The following is an 18,362-nucleotide window of genomic DNA, read 5'->3' as shown; positions in this document are numbered from 1 at the left end:
TATGTTATATTTTATTTTTTTGGTTTGAACATATTATTTTTTGACTTGTCAAAAACATAATCTATTACTTGTTGGTGACGCATTTTAGACCTTACCGCACTACCTGCAGCAGGTGCCGCATAAAAACGCCTAGACGCAACCCTAAATTTATGAACATCACTAAAATGCATAAGTAAATGACTCCACGCACCCATGTTTCTAGGCTCTTCTTGGGCCCAAACCAAATCATCAACATTTTTGTACTTAGCAATAAGCTCCTTTATTTGCTCATCAGGAAGTGGAAACAATTGTTCAACCCTTACCAAGGCAACATCATTACGCTCCAGTTTTTCTCTCTCCGCAAGAAGATCATAGTAAAACTTACCTGTACAGAACACTAAACTTTTAACGTTCTTGACCTCTACAGCAGCATCATCAATAACCTCTTTAAAACTTCCTTCCGTTAAGTCTGAAATTTTTGAAACGGCCTTAGGATGTCTAAGCAAACTCTTTGGTGTAAAAATAATCAAAGGCTTTCTAAAATTAGCCTTCATTTGCCTACGTAGAATATGGAACATTTGCGCAGGGGTCGTTACATCTGCAATGTACATATTATCCTTGGCGCACAATTGTAGATAACGCTCCATTCTTGCGGAAGAATGCTCCGCTCCTTGTCCTTCATATCCATGAGGCAACAACATCACCAATCCGTTCTGCAGTTTCCATTTGTCTTCGGCAGCAGAAATATATTGGTCGATCATTATTTGTGCTCCATTACTGAAATCACCAAATTGAGCCTCCCAGATCGTGAGTGTATTTGGACTTGCCATAGCATAACCATAATCAAAGCCTACAACACCATATTCTGACAAAAGTGAATTATAAATCTGGAACTTAGCTTGTTTTTCTGACAAATGGTTCAATAAAACAATCTCTTCCTCACTTTCCTCTACCTTCATTACTGCATGACGGTGAGAAAACGTTCCACGTTCCACATCCTGACCTGATATACGCACTCCATAACCTTCTTCCAACAAGGTACCATAAGCCAAAAGCTCGCCCATGGCCCAATCAAGGTTATCTGCATTGAAGTACATATTATACCTGTCCTTGACCAGTTTCTCTACTTTGCGCAAAAATTTCTTGCTCTTGGGCAGTTCCGTAATTACTTTGGCGATTTTTGTAAGCTTATCCTTGTCGTAAGTAGTATCAACGGCATCCATCATTTCCCATTCGCGTACGCTTTCAAAACCTTTCCATTCGTCCGCCATAAAAGGAGTAATCACAGTTTTATCCTCTTTTCTGGAGTCTTCCAATTTTTCCTCTAGAGAATCTTTATACTGTTTTTCTAATTGAGCCACGTAGGTATCATCTATAATACCTTCCTGTATTAAACGTTCTGCATAAATATCCCTAGGGTTTTTATGCTTGGCGATAGCCTTGTATAATTTTGGCTGGGTAAATCTAGGCTCATCACCTTCATTATGCCCATATTTTCTATACCCTAATAAATCAATAAATACATCACTTGCAAAACGCATTCTATATTCCAATGCAAACAAGGAAGCATGTACAACCGCTTCGGCATCATCCGCATTAACATGAAGTACAGGACTTAAGGTAACTTTTGCAACATCTGTACAATAGGTAGATGTCCTTGCATCCAAGTAGTTGGTGGTAAAACCAATCTGGTTATTTACTACTATATGTATGGTACCTCCGGTCTTATACCCGTCCAAACCTGCCATTTGCACCAACTCATAAATAAGTCCTTGTCCTGCAACTGCGGCATCACCATGTACTACTATGGGCAAGACTTTAGAAAAATCATCCTTATAATCGGCATCTTGCTTTGCTCTTGCAATACCTTCAACGACCGCACCAACGGTTTCTAAATGAGACGGGTTGGGTGCAATGTTCATTTTTATTTTATTGCCATTGTCCGATTTGCGATCGGATGTCCACCCTAAATGATATTTTACATCGCCATCAAAAATCTCCTGTTCATAATCCTTTCCGTCAAATTCGCTAAAAATATCCTTGGCTGATTTACCAAAAATATTGGTCAGTACATTTAGCCTGCCACGGTGTGCCATACCCATAACAAACTGCTTCACCCCCATTTCAGCGGCACGCTCAACAATAACGTCCAAACCAGGAATTAAAGACTCATTACCTTCAAGGGAGAATCTTTTCTGGCCCACATATTTTGTATGTAAAAAGGTTTCAAACGAAATGGCCTGATTTAGCTTCTTAAGAATGTGCTTTTTTCGTTCAGGTCCAAAATCCGGGTGGTTATCATTAACATTGATCCAATCCTGGATCCATTTAACCCTTTCCGGCTTACGTATGAACATATACTCAACACCTATAGCGTCACAGTAAATGTTTTGTAAATGCTTTATTATATCTTTTAATGGACTTGGACCAATCCCTATAATGTCACCTGCATTGAAGACAGTTTCCAGATCAGAGTTCTCTAGCCCAAAATTATTTATATCCAAAGAAGGCTCATAGTTCCTTCTTTCCCTAACCGGGTTTGTTTTAGTAAAGAGATGCCCTCTTCCCCTATAACCATCGATTAAGCGAATAACCTGAAATTCTTTTTGCAAAGATTGCGGCATTTCGCTTTTGGTCCCATTGACCATAACGGTGGTTCTATTCTCATCAAAATTTAGCTCATCCAAAGATGTTTCCACACCAAAATCAAAGCCTTGAAAAAAGGCTCTCCAGCTTGGCTCAACACTATCTGGATTCACTAAATACTTATCATATAGCTCTGAAAAAAAAGAGGTATGGGCGGTATTCAAAAAGGAATATTTATCCATGAATTACTTTCTGTATATTTAGAATAAATTTGAACAAAAATACAACATTTACGATATCTAACGGAAGAATGTTATGTATTATTGAAAAAAGTTAAACTTTAAAACAAAATCTGTCAATGAGGGTGTCAAAATTGTTGTTTACGGGAATATTTTTACTTTTTATAAATATATGTTTTAGCCAAAACCCAAGTAAAGATGCCACTTTTTGGAACCATGTAAGATTTGGCGGAGGTCTAGGCCTAGGTTTCACCAATAACGGCTTCAATGGGTCTATTTCTCCCAGTGCAATATATCAGTTCAACGAACAATTGGCAGCGGGCACAAGTCTAAACTTCAATTATTCCAAATTCAACGACAATAAGTTTTTAGCTTATGGCGGTAGTCTTCTCTCGCTATTTAACCCAATTCCACAAATTCAACTTTCTACGGAATATGAGCAATTACGTATTAACCGTACCTACTCCACTTCCTCTGGCAACATATCTGACAATTATTGGCTACCAGCATTTTTTGTTGGTGTTGGTTACAGTACATACAATGTAACCATTGGCTTGCGCTATGATGTATTGTTCAACGACCAAAAAAGTATATACGCAAATGCATTAATGCCATTTGTGCGTGTATATTTTTAAATTTTGTCTACCTTTTACTACCAAACCAACCAGACTAAATGAGCACATTAAAAAACAGGTACCTTTCCTTAGATGTATTTAGGGGTATGGATGTTGCCTTGATGATTATTGTAAATTCTCCAGGAAACGGAGATACCAGTTTCGGAATTTTAAAACATGCCGTTTGGAACGGATTTACCCTGACCGACCTTGTTTTTCCAACTTTTTTATTCGTTGTGGGTAATGCCATGAGCTTTAGTATGAAAAAATATGAGGCTTTAGGCAATGCTGCTTTTTTGAAAAAAATTTTTAAACGATTCGCCATCATATTTCTTTTAGGATATCTCATGTATTGGTTTCCTTTCTTTGAAGACGGACATTTAAAACCCATTGCGGAAACTAGAATTTTTGGTGTTTTACAACGTATTGCTCTATGCTATTTAGCCGCCTCTTTACTAGTACACTATTTTAAGACAAAAACTGTCGTAATCATTAGTGCAATCTTTCTCATCATTTATAACATAGTAATGGTGACATTTGGTGATTTGACATTAACGGGGAATGCCGTTTTAAAGTTGGACAAGTTACTTATTGGAGCCAATCATATGTACCATGGCAATGGAGGTGTGGCTTTTGACCCTGAAGGATTGCTCAGTACCCTACCTGCTATTGTTAATGTAACAGCAGGGTACTTAACCGGCAAGTTTATACAACATAAAGGCCAAAATTTTGAAACGATAGCCAAGCTACTTATGGTCTCCGCCGTACTGATCGTTGCAGGTTTTGCTTGGGACTTGATCATGCCCTTTAACAAAAAACTTTGGTCCAGTTCATTTGTATTATTGACATGCGGTATAGACCTCATGGTCATTTCTATATTGATGTATTTTCTAGATATGAAAAAACCAGGTAAATGGACCTACTTTTTTGAAGTATTTGGAAGAAACACCCTATTCATATATCTTTTATCCGAACTCTTTATTATCACTTTAGCAGAAATAAAAATGACCGGTACAACAGCCTATCATTGGATTGCCGATAACCTATTTATTGCTGCCGCCGGCGGTTATTTTGGTTCATTATTATTTGCCCTATGGATAATGTTCACCTGCTGGTTAGTAGGATATATTATGGATAAAAGAAAGATTTATATAAAGGTATAAGTTGGTCTATTCAACTAATTGTGATAAACTTATTCATATAATTTCTTGTACCATACTTTTTGATATTCGCGCTTTAAAATCAAAAAAGTTACCGTATTGGCTACTTCCACTGTATCGGTCATTTTAATATGTTGAAAATCTTGCTCGGGAACATCTATGATATATAAAAGATTAAGATAATCTGAAAAACGCTCCATCAATAAAAAATAGATTTTTTCCACCAGCAAGGTTGTAACGGGCTTTGGACCCAAATCTAATGGTATATGCAAGGGTACATTTGCCCTAACAAAATCTTTTTGAATCTGCTTGACCAATTGCTCAAACAACAGTTGTTTTTGAGACAATTGCATTAATTCCAAACTAGTATTTACATCTATCCTCATTCAAGACAATATGCAACCTGACCATTATTTTTTATACACCACACCCTCTTTCATCACAAAAGCAACATTTGTAAGGGTCTCCACATTTTGAAGAGGATTTTCATCTACAGCTACAATATCCGCTATATATCCTTCCTTGACCAAACCTAATTGGTTTTCACCTAAAAGAGCAGCATTGGTTATGGTTGCAGACCTTAATGCTTCAATAATTGGCATACCTGCTTTTTCCATATACAAAAACTCCTTTGCATTATCTCCATGTGGAGAAACTCCGGAATCCGTACCAAAAGCAATTTTCACCCCTTTCTCATAGGCTTTTGCAAAAGTGGCCTCTAACTTAGGACCAATTTCCAAGGCTTTTTTAGCTACTACAGGAGGTAAGTAATTGGGAATTCCGGCTAATCTAGCCGCTTCTTTACCGGCTGATAACGTTGGCACCATATAGGCATCATACTCAACCATTAATCCCATGGTTTCTTCTGACATTAAGGTACCATGTTCTATAGTTTTTATACCTCCTCTTATTGCCCTTTGCATACCCTCATCTCCGTGGGCGTGTGCAGCCGTAAGCATTCCATAGTCTTTTGCGGTATCTGTAATTGCCTTAATTTCCTCAATCGTAAATTGAGGATTTTGACCATTTTTTGCTACACTTAACACACCACCTGTTGCCGTAATTTTAATAACATCCGCACCATCCTTATAGCGTTGTCTCACCGCTTTTCTACCATCTTCAGGAGAATTTACCACACCTTCTTTAGGCCCAGGATCCCCCATTAAATCATTACGTGTACCGTTGGTAGGGTCGGCATGGCCACCAGTGGTTGCCAAGGATTTGCCCGCAGTAAAAATTCTGGGCCCTACAACTACACCTTTGTTAATGGCATTCCTTAACGAAATATTGACCCCTGATCCACCCAAATCCCTAACCGTGGTAAATCCAGCCATTAAGGTTCTTTTGGCATAGACCGTAGACTGCAGGGCAACATCTGCCTCATTCTTGGTAAACCTCTCCAAATAACGGGTAGGGCTAGACTCACTCTCTATATGAACATGCATGTCTATAAAACCCGGTAAAATGGTTTTAGCTTTTAAATCGATAATATTATCCGAAGTAGCCCCTTCTACAAACCCATTTTTTATTTCCTTTATTTTATTACCGGATACTATGATTGTCCTTTCCTTTAATATCTTACCCGATTCAATATCCAAAATTTTTCCACAATGCAGATAGGTATCTTGCGCATTGACCAAGGTAGCGGCAATTAGTACTAAAAAAGTAAAAATGTTTTTCATGAGCAGGGAGATATGAATTAAATAAGGGGAAATATAGCTATATTTCCCCTTATTTATATTGCAAAAATCGTAAAATTCAATCCCTTATCTTCTGCTCCCAAACCCACGCAGATTTCATGGCCTCATCCAATGTGTATTCAGATTTCCAACCTAACACTTCATTTGCTTTTGTTGTATCTGCATAGGCAGTGGTTATATCACCAGGACGCCTATCAACAATCTTATAGTTTAATTTTTTGCCAGACACGCGCTCAAAACTCTGTATTGCCTCCAATACGGAACTTCCAGTACCTGTACCAACATTGAAAACTTCATAATTTTCTGTATTCTTTCCGTCCAAAAGACGTTCCAAAGCCACTACATGCGCTTTCGCCAAATCCACCACGTAGATATAATCCCTTATACACGTACCATCCTCGGTAGGATAATCATCACCAAAAACAGAGAGTTCATCTCTAAGCCCTATACCGGTTTGAGTAATAAAAGGAACAAGGTTTTGAGGAACACCTTTTGGCAGTTCGCCAATTTCAGCACTTGGGTGTGCTCCCATAGGGTTAAAATACCTTAACGCAATTGCATTTAGGCCTGGAGTGACCTTACAGGTATCAGCAATTATTTCCTCGCCCATTTGTTTTGTATTCCCATAGGGCGATTCTGCGGTCTTTACCGGTGCATCTTCCGTTATTGGCATTTTATCCGCTTGCCCATATACCGTACAAGAGGAACTAAAAATAAAGCTAGCCTTATTCTTTTTACACAATTCCTTTAATATATAGACCAATGTCCCGATATTATTTTCGTAATATAACAAGGGTTTCTCCACACTTTCTCCCACAGCTTTGGACGCTGCAAAATGTATGACCCCAGTAACGTCTTGGTGTCTTTTAAAGAAGTCCTCAACCTTATCTTTATCTTTTAAATCAATCTTTTCAAATTCTGGCTTTTTTCCTGTAATTGCCGTAATTCCTTTTAAAACCTGTTCATCAGAATTAGAACAATCATCTATAATGACAACCTCAAAACCCTTATTTTGAAGTTCAACTACGGTATGTGAACCAATAAAACCTAATCCACCCGTGACTAATATTTTCATTTGATTTAATTTCAGCGTTATTCAAAAATAGAAAACCTAATTTCTAACCATTAACAAAACCGATAACCATATCCGTAATATGGTTAATCTGCTCGTTATCCAGTTCTGTGTGCATTGGCAAGGAAATAACCTCAGTAACCAATTGGTTGGTGACCGGGAAATCTTCTTCCTTATACCGCTCATCTTCATATGCCTTTTGCTTATGAAGGGGAATAGGATAATAAACACCACAGGGTATTTCATTCTTATTGAGATATTGAACAAGTTCATCTCTCTTACCATTTGTAATCCTTAACGTATATTGATGAAACACATGACATTCACAGACATCACAAATACCGGAACATTGGTTTACCGTTTTTGGTGTAATAATATGTTCTTGACCTTCAAACGCCTTGGAGTAGGCACGGGCCGCATTTCTTCTTGCCTCGCAATACCCGTCTAATTTTGGAAGTTTGGCTCGCAGTACTGCTGCTTGTATAGAATCTAATCTTGAGTTAACCCCCACCACATCATGATGGTACCGCTCATACATTCCATGATTTACAATTCCCCTTATAGTATGTGCCAAGTCATCATCATTGGTGAAAATTGCGCCACCATCACCATAACAACCTAAATTTTTAGAAGGAAAAAATGAGGTAGCACCTACATGCCCTATACTGCCCGCCATATGTTTTGTACCGTCATTAGCGTAATATTTAGCACCAATTGCCTGGGCATTATCCTCAATCACGAATAAATCATGCTTTTTTGCCAAAGCCATTATTGCGTCCATATTGGCACATTGCCCAAAAAGATGTACAGGTACAATAGCTTTTGTTTTAGGAGTAATTGCCTTTTCTATTGCTTCTATATTAATATTGAAAGTATCTGGATAAACATCTACCAAAACAGGGGTTAATTGTAAGAGTGCAATAACTTCAACAGTAGCCGCAAAAGTAAAATCTGCAGTTATGACTTCATCGCCTGGCTTTAGTCCCAGCCCCATCATAGCAATTTGGAGGGCGTCCGTACCATTGGCACAAGGTATAACGTGCTTTACATTTAAATAATCTTCCAGTTCTTTTTGAAACGAATGAACCTCTGGGCCGTTGATAAAAGCCGATGTTTCCAATATTTCGGCAATGGCCGTATTAACTTGCTCCTTAATCTCTTTGTATTGACCGTTTAGGTCCACCATTTGTATTTTTCTCATTCTTTGGAATTAGGTGAAGTCTTACAAAAATACGAAACAGCCGATACTAATTTTATCGAAAGAAGCGTAATTTAGCGCAAAAGTAATAGTTTGTCCTTTCTCTACAATCTTATTGGTATTATAGCTACAGGTTTTCTAACCATAGCGGCACAGTTTAGTTCAAAGCTTTCTCTTTTTGTGAACGGACGCAAAAAAAGTTTGGAGCATATCCAAAATAAAATTTCCACTACAGATCGCACAATATGGGTACATACGGCATCTTTGGGAGAATTTGAACAGGGATTGCCGATCATAGAACAATTAAAAAAAGATTACCCTCAACATAAGTTGGTTCTAAGTTTTTTTTCCCCTTCAGGATATGAAGTAAAAAAGGAAAGCAAGGTTGCCGACGTTATTTGTTATTTACCGTTGGATACCAAAAGTAATGCTATAAAATTCATTGAGGCAGTACATCCTGATTTGGCAATTTTCATTAAGTATGAAATATGGCCCAATTACCTATCCGTATTAAAAAAAGAACAAATACCTACCATACTGGCATCGGCACTTTTTAAAGAACAACATATCTATTTTAAATGGTATGGGTCTTTTATGCGCAAAGCACTTTCTAATTTTTCCCATTTTTTTGTTCAAAATACAACTTCCAAAAACTTATTGAATTCTATTGGTTATACCAATGTTACTAAAACCGGAGATACAAGATTTGACAGGGTAACAGAAATATTGCAACAGGACAATAGCTTAACATTCATGGATAGCTTTACTGCCGATAAATTTTGTTTTATTGGTGGCAGTACATGGCCAGAGGACGAAAAATTAATTATTGCGTATATCAACCAAAACCAGTTACCTATAAAATTCATAATTGCTCCACATACAGTAAAAGCATCACATATCAATGAAATTAAACAGGGGCTTAAAAAGCCTGCGCTTTGCTATTCAGAATTAAAAAAGGGTGCATTACAAGACTATGATGTCCTTATAATAGACACCATTGGCTTACTCACAAAAATTTATAGTTATGCTGACCTAGCATATGTTGGTGGAGGTTTTGCCACAGGATTACATAATACCTTAGAGCCTGCTGTTTTTGGCATACCTGTAATTATAGGTCCAAAATATGATGGATTCTTAGAGGCGGAACATTTAGTAAAAGCCAAAGGAGTTCTTCCCGTACATAATTTTCAAGAATTAAAATTTCTTTTGGATCATTTTTTTCAAGATGATGAATTAAGAAAGAAGACGGGTAATATTAATGAAGAATATATAAAACGGGAACAGGGGGCTACTGAGAAAATTATGACGGCGATACATACTTTACTACCAATTTCAACATCTCGTACAGGTAATTCTTAGACAAATATTAGTGAGGGAGAATTGGTCCTAATACTACTTTACAAAGATGATTTTTCATCTTTGGTCGATTTATCATACTATTCCACAGCAACTTAGCCCTTTATTCATATCTTGAGAACAGAACTTATATATTATGATCATGGAACAAGATATTACAGCGGGCGTTAAAATGCTCAATGGTTTTTTAAAATTAATGATTGCCTGTTTAATAGGTATTTTAATAGCAATACCCCTAGCAGGATTGGCTGCTTGGTTTGGGCTGTTATAGTTAATACGGGTATTCTGATGCTCTTATTAAATTTAAAGAACAACTTAAGTCCAAAAGTCGATATAACGTCTCATATTTGCGTTTATCTACCAAATTGATTTCAACTCACCACACAAAAGTAAGTCCTTACATTGGTTTTGTAGGATTTTACAACATTTTTACGTTTAAATTTGGAAATATCGACTAACTTTAAGATATAACTTTAAAGTAGGTAATGTTATGAACGATTTATCATTTAAAACGGGGATAGATACATATCTATCAGTACTTATCATTGCAATGAACGCTTTTTTAGCTGTAGTTGCAGTAGGATCATTTTTAGCCCTTATAGGGATTGTTTAACCTTTTAACACATAGCCCATATTGTTAAAAAATTACTATTAAAAAAGCCCCTATTTAGGGGCTTTTTCATTTATAACATTATTGGTGGGGGAACTAATTTTTTGTTTTTGTTCTTTTCTTGGACGTTCTTTTCCAAATATCCAACATATCTAAAGAGAAAGGCATTGTTTGCCATACCGTGGGATAAAATTTTATATTTTTCATGATTTTATTTCTTAGCAATTATACAGGACAAAGGTCTACATCCTTTACGACCCAAAAATCAATTTATTTATCCAGTTTATATGCTATATTATCCCAAAACACACCTATTAACTTTAAATTAAGAAAAAATTATACTTTTAGTTACATATCTTGATTACAATGTGTTGTTCAATTAATTCATAGTACCGTTGTATTATTCCTTTTTATCATTCAGTAATCTTAACCATGATTGATAAGGCGTTAGGCTATCTAAACTTAAGTCATCAGGGATGTAACTTTTATATCCCTCGTAATTAGCCTTTGGCAGTTCACTAAGTTCTTTCCAATACCCAACACCCAAACCTGCAACTAGCGCTGCTCCCCTAGCAGAAATATCGGTAATACCCACATTGGTAACGGGAGTTTGCAATAAATTTGCCAAGAATTGCATTAAAAATCCGTTTGCGGTAATACCACCATCTACCCTAAGCTCCCTAAGAGGTTGCCCAGTTTCCTGTTCTATGGCATGTATTACATCTTTAATTTGAAACGCTATGGATTCCAATGCTGCACGCACCAAATGTGCTTTTGTAGTACCAAAGGTTACCCCATGGACAGAAGCTTTCCAATCCTTTTGCCAATGTGGAGCCCCTATTCCACTAAAAGCAGGAATAAGGTAAACTCCCTCATTACTTGAAACTGATGTTGCCAAAGCCTCTATTTCCCTGTGGTCTGTAAATAATTCCAGTTGATTTTTCAACCATTCCAAAGTAGCACCACAACTAACAATTACACCTTCCAATGCAAAGTGTAGTTTATCTGGCAAGCTATAACCCGCTGTGGTAAGAATACCGTTACCGTGTTTCTCCGGTGTATTTCCTGTATTCCACAAAATAGAGCATCCCGTACCCATAGTTGCTTTGGCCATACCTTTTTCAAAACATTCCTCTCCAAAAAAAGCTGCATGAGAATCGCCAATTAAGCTTGTTATGGGCAGTTCAGTTTCAAAAATCCCATTAAAATTAGATTTCCCAAAAGAGGAAGCGGATGTCTTTACCTCAGGTAATTTTAAATTGGACAAACCTAATTCTTTCAACAATTCCAAATCCCATGATAGGTCATAAATATTATACAATAAGGTTCTAGAAGCATTTGTATGGTCCGTATAATAATTTTTATGACCTGTAAGTTTGAATAGCAACCACGTATCAATTGTACCAAAAAATACATCTCCCCTACCCATTGCTTCTGCAATGGCCGCATTTTGTTGTGCCAGCCACATTATTTTTGTAGCGGAAAAATAAGGATCAATGGTGAGTCCGGTTTTTGAATTCACCCTATTTTCCAATCCTTGCACCCTTAACTTCTCACAGATATCCACAGACCGTTTACATTGCCAAACCAACGCATTGTAAAGAGGCTTTCCTGCTTTGTCCCAGAGAACAAAAGTTTCTCGTTGGTTAGATATTCCACAGGACAGCAACGTATACTCCTCACCCTTTAATTCCTTCAAAAAAATAGCATAGCAATGTTTAACCGCCTTAATCACATTTTGATAAATCTCATCTGGGTCTTGTTCTACAAAACCAGAAAACGGGTAATAGGAGCGTAAAGCTTCCGAGGCTTTAGCTACAATGTTACCTTCAGTATCAAATATGATGGCTTTTGTACCACTTGTACCTTGGTCTATTGATAATATATAGGATGTAGCCATAAATTTCGCTTAGAAATATTTTTTAACTATTGTTTAGACTAATCTTCATTTGGGTGGTTAATGCGATCTAATATAACCGCCAATAAGATGACAAAACCTTTAATGATCTGTTGCCAAAAAGGAGATACGTTCAACAATACCAAACCACTGTTAAGCACTCCAATAATCAATGCTCCTTGTACCGTTCCCAATATAGACCCTCTACCACCTGATAATGACGTACCGCCAATGACTACGGCCGCAATGGAATCTAATTCATAGCTAAAACCGGCATTGGGCTGTGCAGAATCTAAACGTGATGTTAGTATAATGCCACCAACGGCCGCTAAAATACCTGCAATAGTGTACACCCAAATTTTTATTTTGGTTATTGGCAGCCCAGACAAACGTGCTGCACTTTCATTGCCCCCAATAGCATACACATACCTACCAAATTTAGTTTTATTGGTTACAATAACGGCCAAAATGACCAGCACGGCCGTTATCCAAACTGGCATGGGTATTCCCAAAAACCAGCCCGTACCAATAAATGCAAAGTTTGCACCTAAACCCGTTATAGGAAAACCTCCGGTCCACAACATGGTAGCCCCCCTGGCTATGGTAAGCATTGCCAAAGTAGCTACAAAAGGAGGAACATTAAATTTTGTAATCATCCAGCCATTGAACACACCTAAGCCACCGCCTACGAACAAGCCGCCCAAAATGGCTCCAAATACGGTAAAACCGATAAATAAATTCAAGGATGGAACATCTATACCATATTTTAACAAGCCTGCTGCCACTGCGCCGCTAAAGGCCAAAATAGAACCAACCGACAAATCAATTCCCCTAGTGAGAATAACTAATGTCATACCTATTGAAATACATACGTTCACTGAAATCTGACGCATGATATTCCATCCATTTTCCGGGGTTAAAAATTTATCTGACATAAACGTCAATACAATACACAGTACCAATAAGGCAATGATGGATTGGAATTTTATCAAGGTTGTTTTAATATTCATTTTTGTCATGAAATTGCAGCGTTCATAATGGTATCTTCCGTAGCATCTTTTTTATTAAATTCTCCAGTTATCCTTGACCTCCCCATAACAATTATGCGATCACATATTGCCAAGATTTCAGGTAGTTCCGATGACACCACCAAAACACCTAACCCTCTTTTGGCAAACGTATTGATCCAATGGTAGATTTCATTTTTGGCATGAACATCTATACCTCTGGTAGGTTCATCAAGAAAAAGTATTTTGGGTGTAGTGGCCAACCATTTGGACAAGACTACCTTTTGTTGATTGCCCCCGCTTAAATTTTTACAACGTTCATTTTGCGATGGTGTTTTTATTTTAAGATCTGCTATGTATTGTTTTGCCAGACCGCTTTCTAATTTGTTATTTAGAAAACCATTGTCCATTACTTGATCCAGGTTTGCCATGCTAACATTTTTATAAACGGGCATTGACAATACCAAACCGTCTTTTTTTCTGTCCTCCGGCACTAATCCCATACCATTTACCACCGCATCTTTTACAGAGCGTATTTCAACTTTTTTACCCTCTATAAAAATAGTACCACTCATTAGCTCGTTATGCAAACCAAAAAGGGTTTCCAACAGTTCTGTTCTTCCGGCCCCCATAAGTCCAAATATGCCCAAAACCTCTCCCTTTTTTAATGAGAAACTAACATTGTTTACCAAAAACTGGGACTTATTGGTTGGGTGTGGAAGAGAAATACCTTCTACCCTAAAAACTTCATTTCCCAAAGGCTGTTCATCTTTTGTGTACAGATTATTAATATCCCTGCCCACCATTAGCCTAATCAGGTCATCCTTGGTAGCGTTACCACTATCCTCTATTGTACCTACCATTTTACCATCCCTTAGACCTATAAACCGGTCTGCGATTTGAAATAGTTCATCTAACTTGTGAGATATGTACACGATAGATACCTCTTGTTTTTTTAATGAAGCAATAATTCTAAAAAGCACTTCTACCTCGGCATCGGTTATGGCAGAAGTAGGCTCATCCATAATGACTACTTTGGCCTCATCCAACAATGCTTTTGCCATCTCTACCTGTTGTTGTTGGCCAACCCTTAATTTGGAAACCAACGTAGTTGCAGGAACATGACACTCAACACGCTCTAATAACCGTTTGGTAATGGCATTCATTTTTTTAAAGTCAAGCATACCAAATGAATCCACCAGTTCACGCCCTAAAAATATATTGGCAGAAATACTTAAATATGGAATTAAGTTCAATTCTTGATGAATGATCGCTATACCTTTGGACATTGCATCCTTGGGATTAGAAAAATTAACCGGTTCTCCCTGAAGCAGCAATGTTCCCCCATAATCTGGATAAACACCAGATAATATTTTCATCAGGGTAGATTTTCCGGCGCCGTTCTCACCAACGATAACATTGACCTTACCTTTAAATATATTGATGGAAACATTATCAAGAGCGGTTACACCAACAAATTTCTTGGTGATATTGACCGCTTTTAATATAATGCCATCCTCCTTCACTTCTTATTGAATGTTAAGAATTAAAGGGATAACCCTAAGATCTTCAATTGTAGGGTTTTTAGTATTTACCTTTATACCTCCTTTAAAATAAACCGAGTCATTTACTTTTACATTCTTGATAAATGGTGGTACAATAGTGGTCCTAACTTTATCATTTAATGCAACGGAAATAGTATTAAAATCCATAGTATTTTGAAAATCGCCAATATTCGCAATAGCAGTAGCCTCTCGTATGGTATTCCCGAAGATAAAATCCGTAGCAATCCTAATCTCATTATTATCGCTCCCAATTAATGAAAGAAGTACATTTTCTTCTTCAATAGCTTGAACAACGCCATTACCTTCAACCATAAAGTAATAATCGTTACTAACTCCCATTTTTCGGCCCTTTTCTGTGCTCACCCTCACTAAATCCAATGTTAAGGAAGCTATTAGTTCATTGGCCTCCGTTGCCGATACATTCTTTACTTCTGCTTCCATAAATGAATCAACAAACTGAATAGGATCAAAAACACCCACATTCGCAGCAGCATTTTTCTTGTCCAGAGGTTCAAAAAACACCGCATTATACCCAGCTAAGACAATAATCACGGTGATTACAATACGTTTGATAGGCTTTTTCATTTTAATTTTCGCTTGCATAAGTTTCAAATTCACTTATGTTTTCTTGGGTAACGACTTCTACCGCTATTGGCATTTTTCTATCCATATCACGTTCCCCTTGTAAGTACTTGTCCGCCAATTCCGCAGCAGTCTGGGCAATAAATTTTGGAGACTGTAGCGCCGTAGCTTTAATTTTCTTCTGTTTAATGGCATTCATGACATCTTGGGCACCGTCAAAACCAAATACCATTACACTATCGGCTCTTCCTGCAGATACCAATGCTTGGTATGCGCCCATTGCCATAGCATCATTTCCACAAAAAACCGCATCAATATCCGGGTGCGACTGCATCACCGACTCTAATACCTCCATTGCCTTGCTCCTATCAAAATCCGCGCTTTGTTGTGCTACCATTTCCAAATTTGGAAAATGGTCTACGACACTATGAAAACCCTTAGATCGGTTCCAAGTATTATTATCCCCTACCAATCCCAATAGTTCTACATATTTTCCTTTTTTGTTCAATTGACGCACAAAATATTGACCTAACTCCACACATCCCGAAAAATTATCCGATATAATTTGGGTTACCGGTCCCTCCAAAGAATTAACTTCCCGGTCCATACAAAAAGTTGGAATTCCAGCTTTCTTAGCCCTATTGACATTACTGACGGACCCTTCAGCATCAGTAGGATTAAACAGAATTGCACTATAGCCCGCAGCAATTAAGTTTTCAAAATGTTCGGCCTCTTTTGCCGTATTGTTCTGCGAGTCAAAAATGGTTGTTTCATAACCAAGCTCCCTTGCCCTTTCGGCAGCGGATTCACCCAAAACTACAAACCATGGGTTATTTAATGTTGAAACTACAACAGCCATTTTTTTTGGTGAATTGCCGTTGTTACGGTTGCAACCAACGATAACAAAAAGTATAGCCACAAGCATGGTACTTTTTAATATTCTAACAGAAAGTTGCCTATTCATATCATTATTGTTTTTGAAAGATCATTTCTTTGGCCTTGGCATATATACCCTCTTCATAAATACCATAATGATTAAATATTTCTAACTGAGAACCGGTTACCGTATACTCGTCCGGTATACCAATAATCGCAAAAGTATTACGAAAACCATTTTGAAAAAGGTAACCGGCACAAGCTTCACCAAGACCTCCATGAACCATATGCTCTTCTACAGTTAATATTGGCTTACCATTTGCAGCCAGTTCAGCCAATAGATTTACATCTAAAGGTTTTATGGTATGCATACTAACTACAGTTGCAGTTATACCTTCTTTTTCTTGCAATTGTTGAGCTGCCAACCAAGCAGGGTATACAGTCTCACCGGTAGCAATAATCGTTACGTCCTTTCCTTTTCTAACTATACGTCCCTTACCAAATTCAAAATCCCTATTCTTTTCATTCAAGAAAGGCATGTTCTTTTTCCCCAATCGTATATAAACCGGTTTACCAAAATTTATGGCTTTACGAACAGTTTGCTCCGCCTCAAAATTATCGGCCGGCGCTACAATGGTAATATTATTTATGGCCCTCAACGCTGCAAAATCATGAAGACTATGATGTGTTGTTCCAAGCGCGCCATAACTTACCCCTGCGCTAATACCTACCAACTTTACGGGATTGTCCGAATATGCCACATCATTCTTAATCTGCTCCAAAGCCCTAGCACTTAAAAAACATGCCGGGGAAACAGCAAATGTTTTTTTACCTGCAGAAGCCAAACCTGCCGCTACCCCTACCAAATTTTGCTCCGCAATGCCCACCTCAACAATCTGTTTTGGATATTTTTCCCCAAAAGGAACCAATTTACCAGAACCTCTAGAGTCGCTGGTTACCACAACAATATTCTTATCTACTGCAGCCAATTCCTCAAGCGTCTCGGCAAAAACCACTTGATTGGCTTTCCCGGGCTTTAAATGTTTATCCTCAATTTTATCCAGTTCCATAGTATCCTAGATTAACGCTTCTGCCTTTTTTAATTCTTGCTGTGCCAATGCATACTGCTCTTGGCTAGGCACCCCATGATGCCATTTTAAGACACCTTCCATATAACTTATTCCTTTACCTTTTACGGTGTGCGCAATAATAAAATTAGGTTTGCCCTTTTCAAATGCGCCATTGTTCAAAACTTCCTTTAACTCCTTAACGTTATGACCATCTACCTCTTTGACCGCCCAACCAAAAGTTTCTAATTTTTCACGGATAGAATCTGTGTTCATCACCTCATTATTTGCACCGGTAATCTGTTGTTTGTTGTTATCAAGAATGGCGTACAGATTATCCAATTTATAATGTGATGCGGCCAAAAATGCTTCCCAATTAGAACCTTCCGGCAACTCGCCATCACCTAAAAGCGTAAATATCCTATGGGTTTTATTATCCAATTTTGCCGCAATGGCCTCACCAACGCAAATAGGTAATCCGTGGCCTAACGCCCCTGTATTTTGCTCTACCCCATGAACTTTTTTGGTTGGATGACCTATATAATGAGATTGATATGCACATAATGTCTCCAAATCCGTTTCAGGAAAGAACCCACGATCGGCCAGTGTCGCAAAAAGTGCCTCTACACAATGTCCTTTACTTTGAATGTAACGATCTCTATTTGGATTACTAAAATCCTTTGGATCAACCTTTAAAACACTATTATAAAGCACATTTAAAATATCTATACAAGACAAACTACCGCCGGTATGGCCCGCTTTTGCATTATAGATATACTTTAGAAGATTTCTTCTAAGTGTTACCGATTTTAATTTGAGTTCCCTATCCGTCATGATAAATGATTCATGTTTTC

16 protein-coding genes are annotated in these 18,362 nt (G+C 37.7%); 4 read left to right on the top strand and 12 right to left on the bottom strand.

From position 1 onward, the window contains the following. Nucleotides 1–11 precede the first annotated feature (11 nt). The gene (locus ABVM52_RS10540; protein ID WP_405380270.1) at nucleotides 12–2,807 is read right to left on the bottom strand and encodes a 2-oxoglutarate dehydrogenase E1 component; all 2,796 of its coding nucleotides are present in this window, start codon (nucleotides 2,805–2,807) and stop codon (nucleotides 12–14) included. Between the two features lie 116 nt (nucleotides 2,808–2,923). On the opposite strand from ABVM52_RS10540, the gene ABVM52_RS10535 reads away from it, so the two are divergent. Further along, complete coding sequence (locus ABVM52_RS10535) at nucleotides 2,924–3,439, top strand: alpha-ketoglutarate decarboxylase (RefSeq protein ID WP_405380268.1); 516 nt, start codon at nucleotides 2,924–2,926, stop codon at nucleotides 3,437–3,439. 38 nt (nucleotides 3,440–3,477) lie between these two features. Continuing rightward, complete coding sequence (locus ABVM52_RS10530) at nucleotides 3,478–4,581, top strand: acyltransferase family protein (protein ID WP_405380266.1); 1,104 nt, start codon at nucleotides 3,478–3,480, stop codon at nucleotides 4,579–4,581. A 29-nt stretch (nucleotides 4,582–4,610) separates the two neighbouring features. Here the strand turns inward: ABVM52_RS10530 and ABVM52_RS10525 are convergent, their stop codons facing one another. From ABVM52_RS10525 to ABVM52_RS10510, 4 genes are all read right to left on the bottom strand, one after another. Then, on the bottom strand, nucleotides 4,611–4,964 hold the full coding sequence (locus ABVM52_RS10525) for a hypothetical protein (protein WP_405380264.1): 354 nt from the start codon (nucleotides 4,962–4,964) through the stop codon (nucleotides 4,611–4,613). Nucleotides 4,965–4,988: 24 nt separating this feature from the next. After that, on the bottom strand, nucleotides 4,989–6,260 hold the full coding sequence (locus tag ABVM52_RS10520; protein WP_405380262.1) for an amidohydrolase family protein: 1,272 nt from the start codon (nucleotides 6,258–6,260) through the stop codon (nucleotides 4,989–4,991). Between the two features lie 76 nt (nucleotides 6,261–6,336). Further along, nucleotides 6,337–7,353, bottom strand: coding sequence for a UDP-glucose 4-epimerase GalE (galE, locus tag ABVM52_RS10515; RefSeq protein WP_405380260.1), 1,017 nt, complete (start codon nucleotides 7,351–7,353; stop codon nucleotides 6,337–6,339). Nucleotides 7,354–7,396: 43 nt separating this feature from the next. After that, on the bottom strand, nucleotides 7,397–8,551 hold the full coding sequence (locus ABVM52_RS10510) for a DegT/DnrJ/EryC1/StrS family aminotransferase (protein WP_405380258.1): 1,155 nt from the start codon (nucleotides 8,549–8,551) through the stop codon (nucleotides 7,397–7,399). A 90-nt stretch (nucleotides 8,552–8,641) separates the two neighbouring features. Between ABVM52_RS10510 and ABVM52_RS10505 the strand changes: the two genes are divergently transcribed. Both ABVM52_RS10505 and ABVM52_RS10500 read left to right on the top strand, forming a co-directional pair. Continuing rightward, entirely contained in the window at nucleotides 8,642–9,907 is a 1,266-nt protein-coding gene (locus ABVM52_RS10505) for a 3-deoxy-D-manno-octulosonic acid transferase (protein ID WP_405380256.1), read from the top strand. A gap of 139 nt (nucleotides 9,908–10,046) precedes the next feature. Next, entirely contained in the window at nucleotides 10,047–10,175 is a 129-nt protein-coding gene (locus tag ABVM52_RS10500) for a hypothetical protein (RefSeq protein ID WP_405380254.1), read from the top strand. Nucleotides 10,176–10,914: 739 nt separating this feature from the next. Here the strand turns inward: ABVM52_RS10500 and ABVM52_RS10495 are convergent. Genes ABVM52_RS10495 through ABVM52_RS10465 form a run of 7 tightly spaced genes read right to left on the bottom strand, consistent with a single transcriptional unit; the run spans nucleotide 10,915 to nucleotide 18,342 of the window. Next, nucleotides 10,915–12,414, bottom strand: a complete 1,500-nt coding sequence (locus ABVM52_RS10495) for an FGGY family carbohydrate kinase (protein ID WP_405380252.1) — start codon at nucleotides 12,412–12,414, stop codon at nucleotides 10,915–10,917. 38 nt (nucleotides 12,415–12,452) lie between these two features. Beyond that, nucleotides 12,453–13,421: an ABC transporter permease gene (locus ABVM52_RS10490; protein ID WP_405380250.1), complete on the bottom strand. Its 969-nt coding sequence runs from the start codon at nucleotides 13,419–13,421 to the stop codon at nucleotides 12,453–12,455. Between the two features lie 5 nt (nucleotides 13,422–13,426). Then, nucleotides 13,427–14,944, bottom strand: a complete 1,518-nt coding sequence (locus ABVM52_RS10485) for a sugar ABC transporter ATP-binding protein (protein WP_405380248.1) — start codon at nucleotides 14,942–14,944, stop codon at nucleotides 13,427–13,429. Nucleotides 14,945–14,947: 3 nt separating this feature from the next. After that, complete coding sequence (locus tag ABVM52_RS10480; protein ID WP_405380246.1) at nucleotides 14,948–15,568, bottom strand: DUF2291 family protein; 621 nt, start codon at nucleotides 15,566–15,568, stop codon at nucleotides 14,948–14,950. 1 nt (nucleotide 15,569) lies between these two features. Further along, entirely contained in the window at nucleotides 15,570–16,529 is a 960-nt protein-coding gene (locus ABVM52_RS10475; RefSeq protein WP_405380244.1) for a D-ribose ABC transporter substrate-binding protein, read from the bottom strand. A 4-nt stretch (nucleotides 16,530–16,533) separates the two neighbouring features. Continuing rightward, complete coding sequence (locus ABVM52_RS10470) at nucleotides 16,534–17,511, bottom strand: transketolase family protein (protein ID WP_405380242.1); 978 nt, start codon at nucleotides 17,509–17,511, stop codon at nucleotides 16,534–16,536. A 6-nt stretch (nucleotides 17,512–17,517) separates the two neighbouring features. Then, nucleotides 17,518–18,342, bottom strand: coding sequence for a transketolase (locus ABVM52_RS10465; protein WP_405380238.1), 825 nt, complete (start codon nucleotides 18,340–18,342; stop codon nucleotides 17,518–17,520). Nucleotides 18,343–18,362 lie beyond the last annotated feature (20 nt).

This window comes from Maribacter sp. LLG6340-A2, from assembly GCF_045057105.1.
GTDB lineage: Bacteria > Bacteroidota > Bacteroidia > Flavobacteriales > Flavobacteriaceae > Maribacter.
This window is presented reverse-complemented; position numbering and strand designations above follow the sequence as displayed.

Excerpts from the sequence above, each read along its gene's own strand:
- ABVM52_RS10500 (WP_405380254.1), top strand. The coding sequence starts at position 10,047 with ATGGAACAAGATATTACAGCGGGCGTTAAAATGCTCAATGGTTTTTTA.
- galE (WP_405380260.1), bottom strand. The coding sequence starts at position 7,353 with ATGAAAATATTAGTCACGGGTGGATTAGGTTTTATTGGTTCACATACC.
- ABVM52_RS10475 (WP_405380244.1), bottom strand. The coding sequence starts at position 16,529 with ATGAATAGGCAACTTTCTGTTAGAATATTAAAAAGTACCATGCTTGTG.
- ABVM52_RS10465 (WP_405380238.1), bottom strand. The coding sequence starts at position 18,342 with ATGACGGATAGGGAACTCAAATTAAAATCGGTAACACTTAGAAGAAAT.
- ABVM52_RS10540 (WP_405380270.1), bottom strand. The coding sequence starts at position 2,807 with ATGGATAAATATTCCTTTTTGAATACCGCCCATACCTCTTTTTTTTCA.
- ABVM52_RS10470 (WP_405380242.1), bottom strand. The coding sequence starts at position 17,511 with ATGGAACTGGATAAAATTGAGGATAAACATTTAAAGCCCGGGAAAGCC.
- ABVM52_RS10525 (WP_405380264.1), bottom strand. The coding sequence starts at position 4,964 with ATGAGGATAGATGTAAATACTAGTTTGGAATTAATGCAATTGTCTCAA.
- ABVM52_RS10480 (WP_405380246.1), bottom strand. The coding sequence starts at position 15,568 with ATGAAAAAGCCTATCAAACGTATTGTAATCACCGTGATTATTGTCTTA.
- ABVM52_RS10520 (WP_405380262.1), bottom strand. The coding sequence starts at position 6,260 with ATGAAAAACATTTTTACTTTTTTAGTACTAATTGCCGCTACCTTGGTC.
- ABVM52_RS10495 (WP_405380252.1), bottom strand. The coding sequence starts at position 12,414 with ATGGCTACATCCTATATATTATCAATAGACCAAGGTACAAGTGGTACA.
- ABVM52_RS10490 (WP_405380250.1), bottom strand. The coding sequence starts at position 13,421 with ATGAATATTAAAACAACCTTGATAAAATTCCAATCCATCATTGCCTTA.
- ABVM52_RS10510 (WP_405380258.1), bottom strand. The coding sequence starts at position 8,551 with ATGAGAAAAATACAAATGGTGGACCTAAACGGTCAATACAAAGAGATT.
- ABVM52_RS10535 (WP_405380268.1), top strand. The coding sequence starts at position 2,924 with ATGAGGGTGTCAAAATTGTTGTTTACGGGAATATTTTTACTTTTTATA.
- ABVM52_RS10530 (WP_405380266.1), top strand. The coding sequence starts at position 3,478 with ATGAGCACATTAAAAAACAGGTACCTTTCCTTAGATGTATTTAGGGGT.